Genomic DNA, 17,241 nt, shown 5'->3' on the forward strand with positions numbered 1-17,241 from the left:
GTCCTACCCGTCCAACTTATCATTCGTGTGCGCCACGAGCGCTTCCAAAACCCCGAAGGCCCGTCCACTGTCGATCGCATCCGCCGCCAGCGCGACCCCCTCACGCAGGGTCTTGGCCTTACCGGCGACAAGCAGCGCGGCCGAGGCGTTGAATATAACGATATCGCGCAGCGGCCCTCGGTTTCCTTGCAGCACCGCCCGGATATGCGCTGCGTTCTCTGCCGCGTCCCCGCCAATCAGGTCGTCGGGCTTTGCTTCCGGCAGGCCGGCATTGCGCGGCGAGATGCGGAACCTGGACACACGGCCCGAATCGAGTGCGGCGACTTCGCTGACCGTCGTTGTGGTCAACTCGTCGAGACCGTCGCACCCATGCACCACCCAGGCCCGCTCGACACCGAGCAGACCAAGCACGTTGGCGATCGGCTCCACCCATTTGGCATGGAACACGCCGACAACCTGGTACTTCGTCGCCGCCGGATTGGCCAAGGGACCGAGCAGGTTGAAGATCGTCCGCACACCGAGTTCGCCACGGACCTTGGCCACGTGGCGCATGGCGGCGTGATGGGTGGGTGCGTACATGAACCCCAGCCCACATTCGGCAATGCTTCGTTCGATGGTCTCGGGCGGGCAGTCGAGATTGACCCCAAGCGCTGCAAGCACGTCCGCCGAACCCGAGCGCGATGAGATCGACTTGTTGCCATGCTTGGCCACGGGCACACCCGCACCGGCAACGACAAAGGCACAGCAGGTGGAGATATTGTGCGTGCCCTTGGCATCGCCGCCCGTGCCGCAGGTATCGATCGCACCAACGGGCGCCTTGACCGACAAGGCCTTCGCACGGATTACGCGGGCCGCGCCGGCGATCTCGTCCGCGGTCTCGCCGCGCGCATGCAGCCCCATCAACAGGGCGCCGATCTGAGCCTCGCTCGCCTCGCCCGACATCACGGCCTCGAAGGCGGCCGCGGCCTGGAGCTGGTTCAGGGTCTTGCCTGTCGCAATCGCTTTGAGGGCTTCCCGCAAATCGTTCGAATCCGCTTGCGGAACAGGCGAGGGGCTAGATGGCACCGGCCGTATCTCTTTCCGGAGTGCCGCGGCTGCGCCGTTCAACACGGGCATGATCCAAGAAATTAGCGAGCAATTGATGTCCGTATTCGGACGCAATGCTCTCGGGATGGAACTGAACGCCATGGACGGGATAGCAGGTGTGCTGCATACCCATGATGATGCCGTCCGGCGTCTCGGCGGTCACTTCGAGCTCGGCGGGCAGCGTGTCGCGATCCACGACAAGCGAGTGGTAGCGGGTGGCGGAGAAATCCTGCGGCAGGCCGGCAAAGATTCCCTTGCCCGTGTGGTGCACCTTCGAAAGCTTGCCGTGCATCAAATAGGGCGCGCGGACGACCCTACCGCCATAGACTTGGCCGATAGTCTGATGGCCGAGGCAAACGCCCAGGATCGGCACTACGGGCGCCGCACGGCGAACCAACTCCAGGCAGATCCCCGCGCGGTCCGGATCGCACGGCCCGGGAGACAACACGATGGCTTCTGGCGCCTCGGACAGGACCTCGTCCACGGTCACTTTGTCATTCCGGTAGACCTGCGTTTCCGCGCCCAGTTCGCCAAGGAAATGCACGAGGTTGTAAGTGAAGCTGTCGTAGTTATCGATCAGTGTCAGCATGGTTCCAATTAGGCCTTGCGCCAAGGCGCCGTCAAGGTCGGCAAGATGCCGTCAGGACGCAGCATCGCCCCGCACATCCCTGGGCGCAAGAAACTGCGTGAGGCTGCCGCTGCCCACATCGACACTCGACCAAAGACCCGCGGTGAAGGTGATCACCACCAGCCCTCCGGTGGGATACTTCTCGCTCAAGCGGTCGCGCGGCCCCTTCGGCCCCGCGCCAATGAGTTCGAGCGCCAGCTCTTGAATTTCCGGGTTGTGACCGATCAGCAGGACACTGCGCGCGCCCGGCTGAAGCCTCCGCAACAGGTCCAGCATGTCTTCCGGACTCGCGCGATAAAGCGAGTCCTGGTAGACGACCGTGGGTTCGATCTTCAACTCCGGCAGGACGAGCGCGAGCGTGTCGACCGTGCGCTGTGCGGACGAGCACAAGACCAGCTCCGGGTCGATCCCGCGCTCGGACATTGCCCGGCCCATGGCGGGCGCATCGGCTATGCCCCGCGAATTCAGCGGACGCTCCCTATCGGGTAACGCAGGATTCTTCCAACTCGATTTGGCGTGGCGCAGGAGGCTAAGGGTGAGCATGGTCGAAACCTCGTGAACTCCCTACTGGCCGCGCTTGGCCCGTGCCGCAAATCGTACGGCCTCGTCTGCCGCCTTGAACAGGGCACCCGCCTTGTTCATGCATTCGATCTGCTCGTTTTCCGGTATCGAGTCCGCGACGATTCCCGCGCCGGCCTGAACGTACATAATTCCGTCTTTCACGACGGATGTCCGCAAAACGATACAGCTGTCCATTTCGCCGTCGGCGGAGAAATATCCGACGCAGCCGGCATAAATGCCGCGCGCGGACTCCTCCAACTCGTCGATAATTTCCATCGCGCGGACCTTCGGTGCGCCCGACACGGTCCCGGCCGGAAAGCCCGCCATGAGGGCATCCACCGCGTCGTGTTTTGGCGACAGCGTTCCGGCGACATTCGAAACGATATGCATAACCTGGCTGTAGTACTCCAGGAAGAAGCTGTCGGTGACGCGAACGCTCCCCACCTCGGCGACGCGGCCCACATCGTTGCGCCCGAGATCGAGCAGCATCAGATGTTCCGCGCACTCCTTGGCGTCCGCGAGCAGCTCCCTCGCGAGCGTCTGATCCTCGTCGGGCGTGCTGCCGCGCGGGCGCGTTCCCGCAATGGGGCGAATCGTAACCTCGCCTTTCCGTACACGCACCAAAATCTCCGGGCTCGATCCGACCACCGCGAAGTCACCGAAATTGAGGTAGTAGAGAAACGGCGAAGGATTGACTCGCCGGAGCGCGCGGTAAAGCGAGAACGACGGCAACTCAAACGGCGCCTCGAAACGCTGGCTGAGGACGACCTGAAAAATATCGCCGGCGGAAATATACTCCTTCGCGCGTGCGACCTTCGCCATATAGGCGTTCGGTGCCGTCACGGCGCGCGGCGCGGGATGCGGCATGTCTTCGATCGGCTCGGGCTTATGGGGCAAGGGCTCATCGAGCCGGTCCAGAATGACGTTCAGCCGCTCTCCGGCGCGCGCGTAGGCAGCCTTTGCGCTGACGCCGGGGGTCGGCCGCACCGGCGTCACAACACAGAGCTCGTCCTTCACGCTGTCGAAAATCACGATCAGCGTGGGACGCACGAGAATGCTATCGGGCAGGCCGAGATTGTCGGGCTTGCCGTCGGGAAGGCTCTCGGTCAGCCGTACCGTGTTGTAGCCCATATAGCCAAAAATGCCGGCTGCCATTGGCGGCAGCGCATCGGGCAGAACGATCTTGGACTCGGCCAACAGGGCGCGAATGCTCTGAAGCGCCGGTTGCGGGGCCGGCGCGAACGCGTCCGGATCGGATTGCGGACTGCGATTGAGCTCGGCCTTGTCGCCTTCAGCCCGCCAAATCAAATCCGGTTCGCAGCCAATGATCGAGTAGCGGCCGCGATTGGCGCCGCCTTCGACGGACTCCAACAGAAAGCTATTCGGCCGCTCGTTCGCGATCTTCAGCATGGCGGAGACAGGCGTTTCCAGGTCGGCAACAAGACGCGTCCAGACGACCTGCGGTACACCCTCTTCGTAGAGGCTCGCGAAAGCCGTGAAGTCCGGCTCCATCAAAGCCGAACCGAGATCGGGCAGGGGCGGACTCACCGGAGCTGGCGCCGAACTCATGGCTCCTCGCCGCTGCCCGTGATTCTTGCGAGCGCCTGGGTGTTGAGCTTCACGCCATAGGTCTGCTCAAGCTCGCTGAAATACGCCGCAATGATGTCCTCGCTGTAGAGCAACCCAATCTGTGCCCGCAACTGCTTCAAGGCGCGCGGATCGACCTCTGGCGGCTCGACGATATCATCGACCTGGAACACGATCCGGCCTTCGTCGACACCGGACGCGGACGATCCGAACCCGCCCTTGGGAAGCGTGAACGCCTGCTGCACCGCCGCCGGAAGCACGTTGACGGTAATGTCGTCGCGCTTCAGCGCCGAAGTCGGCAGTACGTCAGTGCCAAGCTCCTTGGCTACGTCTTCAAGAGACTTGGACCCGCTATTCAGCTCGCTGATCAGCTTCTGCGTGAAATCCTTGACCTGATTGCGGGTAACTTCCCCGCGCCAGCCTTTTTCCACGTCGGCCCGGACCTGATCGAAGGGCATGAGCGTTTCGGGTGTGATGCCCAAGACCTCATACCACACCACGCCTTCGTCACGGGCATCGACAGGATCGTTTTCGATTCCCGCATCCGTCGCAAAGATACCGTTCAAAAGTTCTTTCTGGGCGGGGGCTTCGATCGTCGATCCGTCGGGCTTGCGGCCCGCGCGATCGACCTGATCGATGACCGTGTAGTCAAGCTTGAGCTTGCCCGCGGTTTCTTCAAGCGTCGAGCCCGAGGCGAGTTCGTCCTCGACCTTGTCGTGCATGTCGAAGATCGCGCCGGAGGCCCGTTCCTTGGCCATCTCTTTTTCGATGCCGTCCTTGGCTTCTTCGAAGCTGGGAACCTTGCCGGGGGTGATTTCCGTCACCCGGATCAGCACCACACTTCCGAGCTTGCCGGTAATGGGCTTGCTGACTTCATCCTTTTCGAGCTTGAAGGCTTGCTCGGCCACGATCGCGTCGGCGAGGTCCTTCATCGAAACCGTCCCGAGATCGAGATCGGATTCGCTCAAGCCGAGCTCCTTGGCCGCCTCGACGAAATCAGTGCCGGACGCGATCTTCGCGGAAATCCTTTCGGCTTCCTCGGCATTCGGGAGCGCGATTTGCTCGATGCGGCGCTTCTCGGCCTGTCCAAGCGTGTCCTTATTGGCTTCGTACGTCGCCTTTAGATCGGCCTCGGTGATGTTGAGCTCGTCCTTAACCGTCTCCGGCGTGACGGCGATCATGGCGACCTTCCGGTATTCCGGCTGCGTGAAGGTCTGCTTATGATTGTCGTAATAGGACTTCAGATCCTGCTCCGTGGGATCACCCACGGCATCGGCAGCCGATTTCGGAACCAGCACATAATTCAGAACGCGCCGTTCCTCGTTGAACTTGTTCAGTGCATCGATGATTGCCTGGGGACTGCTTGCAACTTCGCCGACCGTGAGCAGCAATTGCCGTCTCAGAGTCTGCTCGCGCAGAGTCTGCAGGTAGGTGGCTTCGCTCATGCCGATATTGCGCAAGGCCGACTGAAAGGCGAGGGGGCTGAAATTGCCCGCGCCATCCTGGAAGGACGGGTCCTTCGTGATCTGATCCAGGAGCGCCTCGTCACTGATGCTGAGGCCGAGATGACTCGCATGGGTGTCGACCGCAGCGCCTCCCACAAGCCGTTCAAGCACGCGCTGATCGAGCCCGGCGCCGCGCGCCTCTTGAAGACTGAGGCTACGGCCCGCGTCTTGGCTCATGGCGCGCAGGACGTCCTGCTGTACGCGTTGATAATTCTGCGGAGTGATTTCCGTATCGCCGACCTCGATGAGAGTCTGCCGGCCGTAACCGGTAAAGATGTCGGCGATACCCCAGACGGCGAAGCTCACCACCAGCAGGGCTACGAGAATCAGACCTAGTGTTCGTGCTGCGCCTTTGCGCAATGAGTCGAGTGCCACGCCTCGAAGACCTTCTCAATCATGAATTGCCAAAACTGCATCAGCGTCCGATGTTATGGCCGCCTTGTGCGGCGCGCATCATAGGTAGACAGCGCGAGTGCGGCAACACGAACAAACAAAGGAAAATTGCGCTATTTAGATGGGGTAAAGGCGCGAGTTTGGGGGAAAGGTGACTGGGATCAGGCCGCTTGTTGCGGGAAATTGGAAGATGAACGGGCTCGGCAGCTCCCTTTCGGAGCTTGAATCGCTCCGGGCGCGCCTTGAAACAGCACCCGTTCCAGAGACGAATATCATGGTGTGTCCGCCCGCAACACTACTGTCCCGCGCCCGTGAGGCAATTAAAGACTCGACGATCATGCTCGGGGCGCAGGACTGCAATCCGCTCGCCTCCGGCGCCCATACTGGCGACATTTCCGCCGAAATGCTTGCCGACGCCGGCGCCACCTCGGTCATTGTCGGTCACTCTGAACGGCGCCACGATCACCACGAATCGGACGCGCTCGTTCACGCCAAGGCGCTTGCCGCCTACCGGGCCGGAATGATGGCCATCATTTGTATCGGCGAGACCGAGGCCCAGTATAGGGAGGGCAAGACACTTGATGTCCTTAGAGGCCAGCTCGAAGGCTCCGTGCCGGAAGGCGCTCGCGCAGCGAATACGGTCGTTGCCTATGAGCCCGTATGGGCAATTGGTACGGGGCTCACGCCGACGCCGCCGGAAGTTGCCCAGGTCCATGGCCTCATTCGCTCCGTCCTGGGGCAAATGCTGGGAGATTCGGAAGCGGGGGCCATGCGGCTCCTCTATGGCGGCTCGGTAAAGCCCTCCAATGCAGCCAACCTTCTCTTTGTCCCCGACGTGAACGGAGCATTGGTCGGTGGCGCGAGCCTAAAGGCCGAGGATTTCTACGAAATTCTGTCCGTTTACGCCGGAACCCAGAGCTGACAGGGGCCACCAAAAGCCTGGGTCAACGCTTGCAAATCGGGTATGCTTCTGCATTCTGCCGGAATGACGATGGTAGGGGGGCACGACATTCTTGGGAACCGGATGACGAAGCTGCGTCCAATCGCTGCAATGCTAGTCGCTATGGGATTTGCTCTGTCGTTTGGCTCGGCGCGGGCGGAGCCCCTGGAAGCCGATACATGCAATGCGCTCAAATCCGAGAAAAAGGCCCTGCTGACGGCAACCGTCCAAGCCGCCCTCAGGCGCGGGCCCGACTGGGTCAAGGACAATCTGCACGAACACGATAAGATCGAGCAGGTCCGCCAATATTTGCAGGTTGAAGAGAAAGTTGCCTTCCGCTGCCGCACCAACGGCGTCCGGATACCCAAACCACAGCCGCCGTCGTTGCCCGACCGCAAACCGAAGGTCCCAACCTTTGTTCTCGCGGGCGTAGACGCCACCTCGCTCATCCCCTTGCGCAATCCCTCACGAGAGGCGCGCGAGGAGGTCACGGCGGCCATCACCGCGAGCGAAGGCGAGGGCGAAGGGGACATTAACGACGAAGCCGATCTTGCTTCCGACACCACTGCTGAAGTCGCCTCCGGAGCCCCCGCCAGCCTCTCTAGCACCGAAGCCGGTGTCAGCGCCGCCAGCGAGGCGATCGCCAAAGAAGAGGCGACAATCCGGCAGGGGCTAGCCAAGCCCTAGCGGATTCGGATAAGACAGCGCCTTCCGATAAGCAAGGCGACACAATGAGCACCGTAATTCTTCTCATCCACGTGATGATCGCGATTTCCCTCGTGGGCGTCATCCTGCTGCAGCGCTCCGAAGGCGGTGCGCTAGGTATTGGCGGCGGTGGCGGCGGTGCAGGTGGCGGCGGCGGTTTCATGACTGGCCGCGGCGCCAGCAATGCGCTCACGCGCACCACGGCCATTTTGGCGGCTTGCTTCTTCCTCACCAGCCTGACCCTGTCGATCCTGGCAAGCCACAACAATGCTTCAGCACCATCGATCGTGCCGACCAGCGGTGGCGAGGGCGGGCTGACGCCGCTTGCAATTCCGGGCCAGACCGAACCGGCCGCACCAGCAGCACCCGCGGCACCTTCCGGGCCGCAAGTTCCCCAATCGAACTGATTTGGCATCAAGTTTCGCACAGGAAATTCTGCGCCAAACCATCTCGCAGGCCACGTTTAGGCTGCGCATAAGCCCAGACTCGGTATAGGGTCGAGGCCCATGGCGCGGTACGTCTTCATTACCGGCGGCGTGGTTTCCTCACTCGGCAAGGGACTCGCTTCGGCAGCACTTGGAGCGCTTTTACAGGCGCGCGGATTTCGCGTGCGCCTGTGTAAGCTCGACCCCTATCTCAATGTCGATCCAGGGACCATGAGCCCCTATCAGCACGGCGAAGTCTTCGTCACAGATGACGGTGCGGAGACGGACCTGGATCTGGGCCATTACGAGCGCTTCACCGGGCGGCCCGCGCGACAGGCCGACAACGTCACCACCGGCCGGATCTATCAGGAGATCATCACCAAGGAGCGCCGGGGGGACTATCTCGGCGCCACCGTTCAGGTCATTCCCCACGTGACCGACGCCATCAAGAATTTCATCGTTACAGGCAACGAGGATATGGACTTCGTGCTCTGCGAGATCGGCGGCACGGTCGGCGATATCGAAGCTCTGCCCTTCTTCGAAGCCATTCGCCAGCTTGGCAACGAGTTGCCACGGGGGATGAGTGCATTCGTCCATCTCACGCTATTACCTTATATTCCGAGCGCGGGTGAACTGAAGACCAAGCCCACCCAACACTCGGTCAAGGAGCTGCGGTCGATCGGCATCCAGCCGGACGTCTTACTCTGCCGCGCGGACCGTCCCTTGCCGCCCGACGAGCGGCGCAAGATCGCACTGTTCTGCAACGTCCGCCCTGAAGCTGTGATTCAGGCCCTCGATGTCGTCAGCATCTACGACGTGCCGTTGGCCTACCATTACGAAGGGCTGGACAACGAGCTCCTGGCTGCCTTCGGCATTAAGGATGCCCAGGCGCCGGACCTGTCCCTGTGGACCGATATCGCGGCCACCATTGCCGAACCCGACGGTGAGGTGACTATCGCGATCGTCGGCAAATATACGGGCCTCAAGGATGCCTATAAGTCGCTTAGCGAGGCGCTGACCCATGGCGGGATCGCCAACAAGGTCAAAGTCAATCTCGAATGGATAGAGTCGGAAGTTTTCGAGAGCGAGGACGCCGCAGCCTATCTGGAAAACGTGAACGGCATCCTCGTGCCCGGCGGATTTGGCGAACGCGGCGCCGAAGGCAAGATTTTGGCGGCGCGCTATGCTCGTGAGCGAAATTTCCCGTATTTCGGAATCTGTTTCGGGATGCAAATGGCCGTGCTCGAGGTCGCGCGCCATATGGCAGGGCTTGAGAGCGCAAGCTCCACCGAGTTCGGCCCGACGGACGAGCCGCTGATCGGCCTCATGACCGAGTGGATGAAGGGCGATGAACTGGAGCGCCGCGAACACAATGGCAATCTTGGCGGAACGATGCGCCTTGGCGCCTATGATGCCACGCTCGTACCCGGCAGTAAGATCGCCGATATCTATGGTGCGACGGAGATTTCCGAACGCCACCGGCACCGCTACGAAGTGAACATGCGCTACCGCGACCGCCTAGAGAATGCAGGCCTGTGCTTTTCAGGCTTATCGCCAGATGGGCTCCTGCCGGAGATAGTGGAAATCCCCAATCACCCATGGTTCATCGGCGTTCAGTTCCACCCCGAATTAAAGTCGCGGCCGTTCGACCCGCACCCGCTGTTCAAATCCTTCATCGCCGCCGCGGTCGAGCAAAGCCGGCTCGTCTAACGAGTGGGTAGCGGGTATGCCGGAACCGGTACACAAAGGCTCCTGTGCCTGCGGCCAGGTTCAGGTTGAGACACGCAGCCTGCCCTATCGCGTCGGCGTCTGCCATTGCATCACCTGCCGGAAGGCCCAAGGCGCACCGTTCAATTTCTATGCGGTTTTCCGGCCAGAGGCCGTCACGTTGTCGGGCGATGTCAGTGCGTTTGCCAGCACGGACAAGGTCCGGCGCTATTCCTGCCGCAAGTGCGGATCGCCGATCTACTCAACCTATCTCCGCGAGGATGAGTTCTACGTTCAATATGGTTCGTTCGAGGACGTCGGCACTTTTCACGCCAACCTACGAATTCTGGATGAAGCGCTAGGAGCCATGGCTCCTAGCCTTCCCGACCTGTGTCAGCCACTTCGCTGAGAGCCGGCAGAAGTGGACGCGGCACGAGCCGGAGTAGAGCGGCAGCGATCGGCGCGGCTGCGCACGGTTGACGCCTGGCCGCCGCAAGCCCCATGAAGGACGCCATGAACGAAGCAATGACGCCTGCACATGCATCTTCGGTCACCGTCGGCAAGGTGACATTCGGGAACGCGCTCCCGCTCGCGCTGATGGCGGGCCCGTGCGTCCTGGAGAGCCGAGCGCACGCGCTCGAGACGGCCGCGGCGCTGAAAGAGATCGCTGAACGGCTCGGCATCGGGCTCGTCTACAAATCCTCGTTCGACAAGGCGAACCGGACGAGCCTGTCGAGCGCGCGGGGCCTTGGCTTGAACGAGGCGCTGCCCATCTTTGCGGAGATCCGCGAGGCCACCGGGCTTCCGGTGGTAACGGACGTTCACGAGCCGGACCAGTGCGCAGCCGCGGCCGAGGCGGTGGATGTGCTTCAGATCCCCGCTTTTCTCTGCCGTCAGACGGACCTTCTGGTCGCTGCCGCCAAGAGCGGCAAGGCGGTCAATATTAAAAAAGGGCAGTTCCTGGCCCCCTGGGACATGCGCCATGTGGTTGCCAAGGTGGTCGCCGCGGGGAATCCCAACGTCCTCGTGACCGAGCGCGGTGTTTCGTTCGGCTACAACACGCTCGTTTCGGACATGCGCTCCTTGCCGATCCTTGCGGAGACGGGCGCTCCGGTTATTTTCGATGCGACCCATTCGGTACAGCAGCCCGGCGGACAGGGCGGCACCAGCGGCGGGGAGCGCCGTTTCGTGCCGGTACTTGCCCGCGCAGCCGTGGCCGTCGGCGTGGCTGGCGTGTTCATCGAGACCCATCAAGATCCCGACGCTGCACCGTCGGACGGCCCCAATATGGTGCCGCTTCGAGAGCTTGTGGAATTGCTTGCGGAGATCATGGCCTTCGATCGCTTGGCGAAGGCCCGCGACGAAAGCTAAAGCCAGCCTAAACGGGCGCGATCAAATGCTCAGTTTCCGAATCCCAGCGCCAGAGTATCGCGTTCGTGAGGTGCGTGCCGCCCCACCAGCGGTCGATCGAATGATGCAAGGCCCAGTCGACCTGCCCCTCGAGCACCTCTTTGCCCAAAGTCGTGAGCGCCGGCTGGCTCTTCACATAGGCTTCCATACGCGCATTGTCCTCGACTTGAAACGGCGCGCCGTCGAGCCCGGCGATGAGCGGCGCGGGGCTTAACGCAAGCCCATCGAGAAGCCGCCAAAAGCTCCAGTCGCCCATGAATTCGGCGTCCTCCATCTTCTGGGTAGCCCCGAAAAGCGCGACCGACGTGAGGTCGGACCCGGTGGCGAGGCAGGCCAGAACCTGCCGTTCTGCGCGCGTAAGTCCGTCGGAGCCGGGAAGCTCCTCCAACATCCGGATCACAGCGCCACGCAGGAAAGGCAGAGCCGAAAGGTCCTCTCTCAGAAGGTTGGCCCACGCTTCCGGTGTGGGCTGGCGGAACGCCGACCAGGCCCTGACCGCAACATCGAGCTGCGTTTGGGTGACGGCCCGCGCCAGCGCAGCCTGTTCGGAGATCGTTTCCGGCTTTTGGCGCCCGATATAGTCGTCCGTCTGGACCAGCAGAAGCGTTTCGGGCTCGCGCGGGTGGTCGGCAAACCAGTCTAGCACCTGCAAAAGTTGAAGTTGATCGTAAAGATCATGCTCAAACCACAAGATAACACTAGTGAAATTATCGCTGATGCTGAGGCCCCGATAGCGGGCTGCGAAATCGAATTCGAGGGCGCTCACATCGCCCGCGCCTGCCTCTGCGAGATAGGAAACCCTCACCTCGGTCAGTTCTTCGGGGCTGTCGGTGAGCGGGACGGGGCCTTCATGCAGCACATCCCGCCAGGGCAGAACTTCGGCGCCAGCCAAGGTCCGGCGCAAGAGCTCGCCCGCGGCATCGCCATTGGTAATGACGAGATCGGTCATCGGTTTGGGGCCTCCATCACGATCAACCGCGGCCGCGATAGGGCGCCTCGCCCTGGTCGGGGATCCAAATACCGTCCGGCGGGGTGCCGTGCTGCCAGAACACATCGATGGGGATACCGCCGCGCGGGAACCAATAGCCGCCGATCCGCAGCCATGCTGGCTCGATCAGCTGGGCGATGGTCTTGCCGATCCTCAGCGTGGTGTCTTCGTGAAAGGACGCCGTATTCCGGAAGCTACCCAGAAACAGCTTGAAGGACTTGGATTCGAGCAGCCACTTGTCAGGTGCATAGTCCATGACGAAATGGGCGAAGTCTGGCTGTCCGGTGACGGGGCACAGGCAGGTGAACTCGGGCGCCGTGAAGCGCGTAACATAGGCGGTGTCGGGATGGGCGTTCGGAACCCGTTCGAGAACCGCGTCGTCCGGCGAGGCGGGCAGGGGCACGGCCTTGCCAAGCTGCTTCAAGCCTGCAGGCTTTTGGGCCTTAACCTTCTTGGTCTCGGGCGTTTTGGCCGCATTTTTCCTGGCCATGCCTTACTCCGCGGCGAGCCGCATGAGCGGGCCACGATAGACGCAGCCCTCATGGCAAGAGTCCCGCGCCACCACGATCTCCACCAGGCCCGGCAAGCGATTGTGGAGCCGGTCCCACAGCCACATAGCGATCCGCTCCAAGGTCGGCGCGGACAAGCCCTCGATCTCATTCAGCATGCGGTGATCGAGCGCGTCCCGGGCATCCGAAACGGCCGCTTCCAGCTCGTCAAAGTGAACAACAATACCTGTGTCCTCGTCCGGCTGCCCATCAACGCTGATGCGCGCACGGAAGGAATGCCCATGCACCCGGGCATTGGGATGGCCGGGTGGGGCCGACGGCAGGAAGTGTGCCGCCTCGAAGAAGAATTCCTTGTAAATTCGCATTTGCGCTGTTTAGGGGATTTTCGCGTTGGCGACCAGGGGCTGTACGCCACAGTTTCAACGCGCCGGTTACCCTCAGGGCAGTCCGAGGATTTTATGAGTTTGGAGGCTCAGCCGCCACCTTGGGTGCCGCAAGCAATAGTCCAAGGCCGATTGCAGATTTGACGTACCGCCCACCCTATCGTCCATTGGCTGCAGCAGGAAATGCGTGAAGGCCAGGCCGAGCACGTCATCCGGCGCGATTTCCGCTTGCGGGTAGATGAGCTTCAATTCGTCGCCGGACTGCTGGCGGAGCGGAATGCCCGGTTTTGGACTGACGCAGATCCAATCGATCTCGTCCGAGACGGGAAGGCTGCCATTAGTCTCAATCGCGATCTCGAACCCATACCCATGGAAAGTCTGGATCAAAACCTCGTCGACCTGGAGCATTGGCTCTCCGCCAGTCAGGACCACAAATGGGGCCGCGCCGGAATTGCCCCGCCAAGCCGTGTGGCAAGCACCCACCAGATCTTCCGCCGTTTCGAACCGGCCACCGCCAGTCCCATCGGTCCCGATGAAGTCCGTATCGCAAAAGCGACAGATCGCATCGGCGCGGTCAGCCTCACGCCCAGACCACAGGTTGCAGCCAGTAAACCGGCAGAGAACGGCCGGGCGCCCCGACTGAGCTCCTTCGCCTTGGAGCGTGTAGAAGATTTCCTTGACTGCATACATGAGCGGGAAGGTGGTCTCTCACCCCGTCCGAAGCAAGGGGCGCAAGCACACGTGTTTCGACGAATGTCGCCCGGACATCCCAGAGAGCTTTGCCAGACATTGGCCGCCCGATCCGAACGTCCGGGCGATCAATAGTATCGAATACAGCTAAGTTTTACTCCGCCTGCCGCTCTTCAACCGGTGGCGTGTACTTGCCCGGAATAACCTTCTCGGGCGGATTGGTGCCGGGAGGGTTGATCGACCGAATGAAGGAGATAATCTTCCAGAGGTGGTCGGACGTCTTAATGACCTGTCCCATTTCTGGCATCGGCGCTTTAACCGTCCCATACTGATAGCGTGCCCATCCCTGCTTTTCCAACTCCGCAGAACCCAGCGCGATGAGGCGAAACAACACGTCATCCGTGTTACCCCAGAACCAGACACCTTGGCTAAGGGCAGGGCAGAAGCCGCCGCCGCCGTCGCCGCCGTGGCACTCGTTACAGCCGGGAAGCTGGTACTGCTTTACGAGGTAGTCAGGGTCGTCCTTGTTCTCCTCCGCCAATTCCTTCCAGTCATATGGATTGTTGAGCTCGCCGGGAGGCGTGTTCGCAATCAGTTCAAACGGGGGGGTCTTGTCGTCCTTTTTGCAGCACTTCTCCTCTTCTTCCTTGGTAGCAAGTAGCTCTTCCGCTGCTTGCTGAACCTCTGCTTCCTTTTCAGCTACGGGATCTGTTTCTGGTTGTTCGGGCGGTTCCGATGCGGCTTCGCCGGCGGACTCGCCGGTCTCGGCCTGCGTGACGACAAAGGAACGATCGGTCGGAACTGTACTCTGTTCGATGTTGGCCGCGCCCGAAGGCAGGTCATTCCTGACGCGCTCAGTCGGCGGCTGGACCTCAACCCGCTCGACCACTGCCGCGAATGCCGCGCTGTCCTTGAGGGACTCGCTTGTTACGAGCACGGGGCCGACAAAGAAAGCGCCTGCAAAGAAAACGCCGAGCTTGACCACGCGTTTAGGACGTTTGTGCCGGTTCATAGTTTTCCTCTGATCTACGAAATGTCTGAGGCGCCAACCTATAGGAGCTATACCACTCGATCGTCTTCTAAGTGGCTTACCCGGCGCAGTCCATGATCCGCCCGACCCGCAACAGAGCCATGACGATAGCCGTACCGCCTCAGAATCGCAGTAAGACAAGCGATCAAGCACCATGTGTTAGCTTGGCTTTGCTGCTGCGCCACGCCAGTCCTCGTACCCTTTGGCGCGCAGTTCGCAGGCCGGGCAGGCGCCACACCCATAGCCCCAATCGTGCTTCGTCTCATGATCGCCTACGTAACAGGTGTGGGTCTCCTCGCGGATAAGGTCGATGAAGGCGGACCCGCCGAGGCCCTCGGCAAGCCCCCAACTCTGCGCCTTCGAAAGCCACATGAGCGGCGTCTCGATGGAGAAGGGGGTTTCCGTCGCCAGACGAAGGGCCTCCTGCAGCGTCCGCAGCGTTTCGTCCCGGCAGTCGGGATAGCCCGAGTAATCAGTCTCGCACATACCGCCCACAAGCACGGTTAGGCCACGGCGATGACCGAGCGCGGCCGCATGAACGAAGAACGCCAGATTGCGCCCGGGAACGAATGTGGAAGGCAGCCCAGACTCCGTCATGACGATTTCAGCCTCGGACGTCAGCGCCGTCTCGCCGATCGCGCCGAAGCTGGATAGATCGATCATATGGTCGGCGCCGAGACGGGCGCCCCAGGTTGGAAAGCGCTCGCGAAGTGCCGCCAAAACCCGCGTCCGGCACTCAAGCTCCACAAGATGGCGCTGCCCGTAATTGAAGCCGACTGTCTCTGTTCGAGCGTAGCGTTCCAGGGCATGACCAAGGCAGATCGTGGAGTCCTGTCCGCCTGAAAACAGGACCAAGGCACCAGCCGGTTCGCTCGATGAAGATGCTGTCATGGAAGGCCTCCGGTTTGGCGCTCGAAAGCGAGCGCGCGACGTGGACAATACGCCTTCACGTTCTCGTCCGCCTAGGTTATGACGGCCTCAAAACGTCACAGAAATTCTTTGGGGAGGCACCCACATGGCAGCGATTGCCACCATAGTCGGCAGAGAAATCCTGGACAGCCGCGGCAACCCGACGGTCGAAGCCGATGTTGTTCTCGAGAACGGCCACCATGGCCGCGCCGCCGTGCCCTCAGGTGCATCCACCGGCGCCCACGAAGCCCATGAGCTGCGAGACGGGGGCCCCCGCTATAGCGGCAAGGGCGTGAAAAAGGCCGTCGAGGCGGTCAACGGCGAAATTCGCAAAGCCCTGGATGGCTTCGACGCAGACGATCAGCGCGGTCTCGACCAGCTCCTGCGCGATCTCGACGGCACGGAGAACAAAAAGCGGCTGGGCGCAAACGCTATTCTCGGTGTGTCTCTGGCAGCGGCGAAAGCGGCGGCTTTATCCCACAAGAAGCCCCTGTACAGCTTTCTGGGCGGTGAGGACGCTACCCTGTTACCGGTGCCGATGATGAACATCGTCAATGGTGGAGCCCACGCGAACAACCCCATAGATTTCCAGGAATTTATGGTCATGCCCGTCGGCGTGAGCAGCCTTGCCGAGGCAGTGCGGACCGGTGCGGAGATCTTCCACGCCCTGGCTGCCGCGCTCAAGGCCGCTGGCCATAGCACGGCGGTAGGCGATGAGGGCGGGTTCGCGCCCAATCTGGAATCGACGCGGGCGGCGCTCGATTTCGTCATGGGCGCCATCGAGACCGCAGGCTTCACACCGGGCAAGGATGTTTATCTGGCGCTCGACGTGGCCGCGACCGAGTTCTTCAAGGAGGGGCGCTACGAACTCGAAGGCGAGGGGCGTAGCCTGACTGCCGACGAGATGGCCACCTATTACACGGAACTCGTGGACGCCTACCCGATCTTCTCCATTGAAGACGGCATGTCCGAGGACGACTGGGATGGCTGGCGCTCGCTCACCGATGCCATTGGCGATCGCGTGCAGCTCGTGGGCGACGACCTCTTCGTCACAAATGTGGCCCGCCTGAAAGAGGGCATCGACAACAGCATCGCCAACGCCATCCTGGTGAAAGTCAACCAGATCGGCACGCTCACGGAGACCTTGGACGCCGTCAATATGGCGATGGAAGCCGGCTACGCGGCCGTCATGTCTCACCGCTCCGGCGAGACCGAGGACGCCACGATCGCCGATTTGGCCGTCGCCACCAATTGCGGACAGATCAAGACCGGGTCGCTGGCGCGCTCCGACCGGGTCGCCAAGTACAACCAGCTAATCCGTATCGAGGAAGAGTTGGGCCCAAGGGCCCGCTACGCCGGAACCGCGATCCTGAAAGCGTAAAATCCGCCCGCTGGTAACTGCGTCTTAACGCCCACGCAACGATCTTTGTGATTCGCTGCGTGGGGAGAAAATATGCGGTTCCGGGCGTTTGTTTTGCCGCTTCTGGCTTTGGGCGCCGGCGGCTATTTCGGCTACCATCTGCAAAGTGGCGACCATGGGCTGACGGCGAGGACCGATCTCCAGCGCCGCGCGGCTGTGCTTGAAGGCGAACTCGAAGGCCTACGCGAGGTTCGGCAGCGGATCGAGCGCGACGTGGCGCTCCTGGAGCCCGACAGCCTCGATCCCGACATGCTGGACGAGCGGGCGCGGGCCATCTTGAACCTGGCTCACCCCGGTGATCTCATCATGATGAACCGGCGGCCACCAGACCCGACCGGACCGCTCGTCAAACGCTGATATCCGCC

Annotated in this window: 19 protein-coding genes; 8 read left to right on the top strand and 11 right to left on the bottom strand. The window is 61.8% G+C overall.

Annotated elements, in window-relative coordinates; translation table 11 throughout:
- Window positions 1-3: 3 nt before the first annotated feature.
- From trpD to WBQ77_RS09005, 5 genes are read right to left on the bottom strand one after another with little or no spacing between them, the layout of a single operon-like run.
- Window positions 4-1,065 (bottom strand): anthranilate phosphoribosyltransferase, encoded by a 1,062-nt coding sequence (gene trpD / locus WBQ77_RS08985; protein WP_424059876.1) that lies wholly within the window; start codon window positions 1,063-1,065, stop codon window positions 4-6.
- Window positions 1,055-1,675 carry an anthranilate synthase component II gene (locus WBQ77_RS08990; RefSeq protein ID WP_424044766.1) on the bottom strand — a complete coding sequence of 207 codons (621 nt, stop codon included), beginning with the start codon at window positions 1,673-1,675 and terminating at the stop codon, window positions 1,055-1,057. Before WBQ77_RS08990 ends, trpD begins: the two co-directional genes overlap by 11 nt.
- Before the next feature lie 51 nt (window positions 1,676-1,726).
- Entirely contained in the window at window positions 1,727-2,257 is a 531-nt protein-coding gene (locus WBQ77_RS08995) for a SixA phosphatase family protein (RefSeq protein ID WP_424059878.1), read from the bottom strand.
- 21 nt (window positions 2,258-2,278) lie between these two features.
- Entirely contained in the window at window positions 2,279-3,844 is a 1,566-nt protein-coding gene (gene trpE, locus WBQ77_RS09000) for an anthranilate synthase component I (protein WP_424044770.1), read from the bottom strand.
- Window positions 3,841-5,742, bottom strand: coding sequence for a SurA N-terminal domain-containing protein (locus WBQ77_RS09005; RefSeq protein ID WP_424044772.1), 1,902 nt, complete (start codon window positions 5,740-5,742; stop codon window positions 3,841-3,843). Before WBQ77_RS09005 ends, trpE begins: the two co-directional genes overlap by 4 nt.
- A gap of 169 nt (window positions 5,743-5,911) precedes the next feature.
- On the opposite strand from WBQ77_RS09005, the gene tpiA reads away from it, so the two are divergent.
- The 6 genes from tpiA to kdsA all read left to right on the top strand — a co-directional run bounded on the left by tpiA (window position 5,912) and on the right by kdsA (window position 10,908).
- Entirely contained in the window at window positions 5,912-6,682 is a 771-nt protein-coding gene (gene tpiA / locus WBQ77_RS09010; RefSeq protein WP_424059880.1) for a triose-phosphate isomerase, read from the top strand.
- Between the two features lie 102 nt (window positions 6,683-6,784).
- Window positions 6,785-7,387: a hypothetical protein gene (locus WBQ77_RS09015; RefSeq protein ID WP_424043940.1), complete on the top strand. Its 603-nt coding sequence runs from the start codon at window positions 6,785-6,787 to the stop codon at window positions 7,385-7,387.
- Between the two features lie 44 nt (window positions 7,388-7,431).
- Window positions 7,432-7,812 carry a preprotein translocase subunit SecG gene (gene secG / locus WBQ77_RS09020; RefSeq protein WP_424043939.1) on the top strand — a complete coding sequence of 127 codons (381 nt, stop codon included), beginning with the start codon at window positions 7,432-7,434 and terminating at the stop codon, window positions 7,810-7,812.
- A gap of 99 nt (window positions 7,813-7,911) precedes the next feature.
- Entirely contained in the window at window positions 7,912-9,540 is a 1,629-nt protein-coding gene (locus WBQ77_RS09025) for a CTP synthase (RefSeq protein ID WP_424043599.1), read from the top strand.
- A gap of 16 nt (window positions 9,541-9,556) precedes the next feature.
- On the top strand, window positions 9,557-9,946 hold the full coding sequence (locus tag WBQ77_RS09030) for a GFA family protein (RefSeq protein WP_424059883.1): 390 nt from the start codon (window positions 9,557-9,559) through the stop codon (window positions 9,944-9,946).
- 116 nt (window positions 9,947-10,062) lie between these two features.
- On the top strand, window positions 10,063-10,908 hold the full coding sequence (kdsA, locus tag WBQ77_RS09035; protein ID WP_424059922.1) for a 3-deoxy-8-phosphooctulonate synthase: 846 nt from the start codon (window positions 10,063-10,065) through the stop codon (window positions 10,906-10,908).
- Window positions 10,909-10,915: 7 nt separating this feature from the next.
- On the opposite strand, the gene WBQ77_RS09040 is transcribed toward kdsA, so the two are convergent.
- From WBQ77_RS09040 to queC, 6 genes are all read right to left on the bottom strand, one after another.
- Complete coding sequence (locus WBQ77_RS09040; protein WP_424059885.1) at window positions 10,916-11,896, bottom strand: DUF1835 domain-containing protein; 981 nt, start codon at window positions 11,894-11,896, stop codon at window positions 10,916-10,918.
- Window positions 11,897-11,918: 22 nt separating this feature from the next.
- On the bottom strand, window positions 11,919-12,425 hold the full coding sequence (queF, locus tag WBQ77_RS09045; RefSeq protein ID WP_424043592.1) for a preQ(1) synthase: 507 nt from the start codon (window positions 12,423-12,425) through the stop codon (window positions 11,919-11,921).
- Window positions 12,426-12,428: 3 nt separating this feature from the next.
- Complete coding sequence (locus WBQ77_RS09050; RefSeq protein ID WP_424059887.1) at window positions 12,429-12,809, bottom strand: 6-pyruvoyl trahydropterin synthase family protein; 381 nt, start codon at window positions 12,807-12,809, stop codon at window positions 12,429-12,431.
- A gap of 72 nt (window positions 12,810-12,881) precedes the next feature.
- Entirely contained in the window at window positions 12,882-13,517 is a 636-nt protein-coding gene (queE, locus tag WBQ77_RS09055) for a 7-carboxy-7-deazaguanine synthase (protein WP_424059889.1), read from the bottom strand.
- A 154-nt stretch (window positions 13,518-13,671) separates the two neighbouring features.
- Complete coding sequence (locus WBQ77_RS09060; RefSeq protein WP_424059891.1) at window positions 13,672-14,529, bottom strand: hypothetical protein; 858 nt, start codon at window positions 14,527-14,529, stop codon at window positions 13,672-13,674.
- 177 nt (window positions 14,530-14,706) lie between these two features.
- Complete coding sequence (gene queC / locus WBQ77_RS09065) at window positions 14,707-15,438, bottom strand: 7-cyano-7-deazaguanine synthase QueC (RefSeq protein WP_424041628.1); 732 nt, start codon at window positions 15,436-15,438, stop codon at window positions 14,707-14,709.
- Window positions 15,439-15,562: 124 nt separating this feature from the next.
- On the opposite strand from queC, the gene eno reads away from it, so the two are divergent.
- The gene (gene eno, locus WBQ77_RS09070) at window positions 15,563-16,837 is read left to right on the top strand and encodes a phosphopyruvate hydratase (protein WP_424059893.1); all 1,275 of its coding nucleotides are present in this window, start codon (window positions 15,563-15,565) and stop codon (window positions 16,835-16,837) included.
- 72 nt (window positions 16,838-16,909) lie between these two features.
- Window positions 16,910-17,233, top strand: a complete 324-nt coding sequence (locus tag WBQ77_RS09075; protein ID WP_424041632.1) for an FtsB family cell division protein — start codon at window positions 16,910-16,912, stop codon at window positions 17,231-17,233.
- Window positions 17,234-17,241 lie beyond the last annotated feature (8 nt).

The organism is Methyloceanibacter sp. (assembly GCF_049590335.1).
GTDB lineage: Bacteria > Pseudomonadota > Alphaproteobacteria > Rhizobiales > Methyloligellaceae > Methyloceanibacter.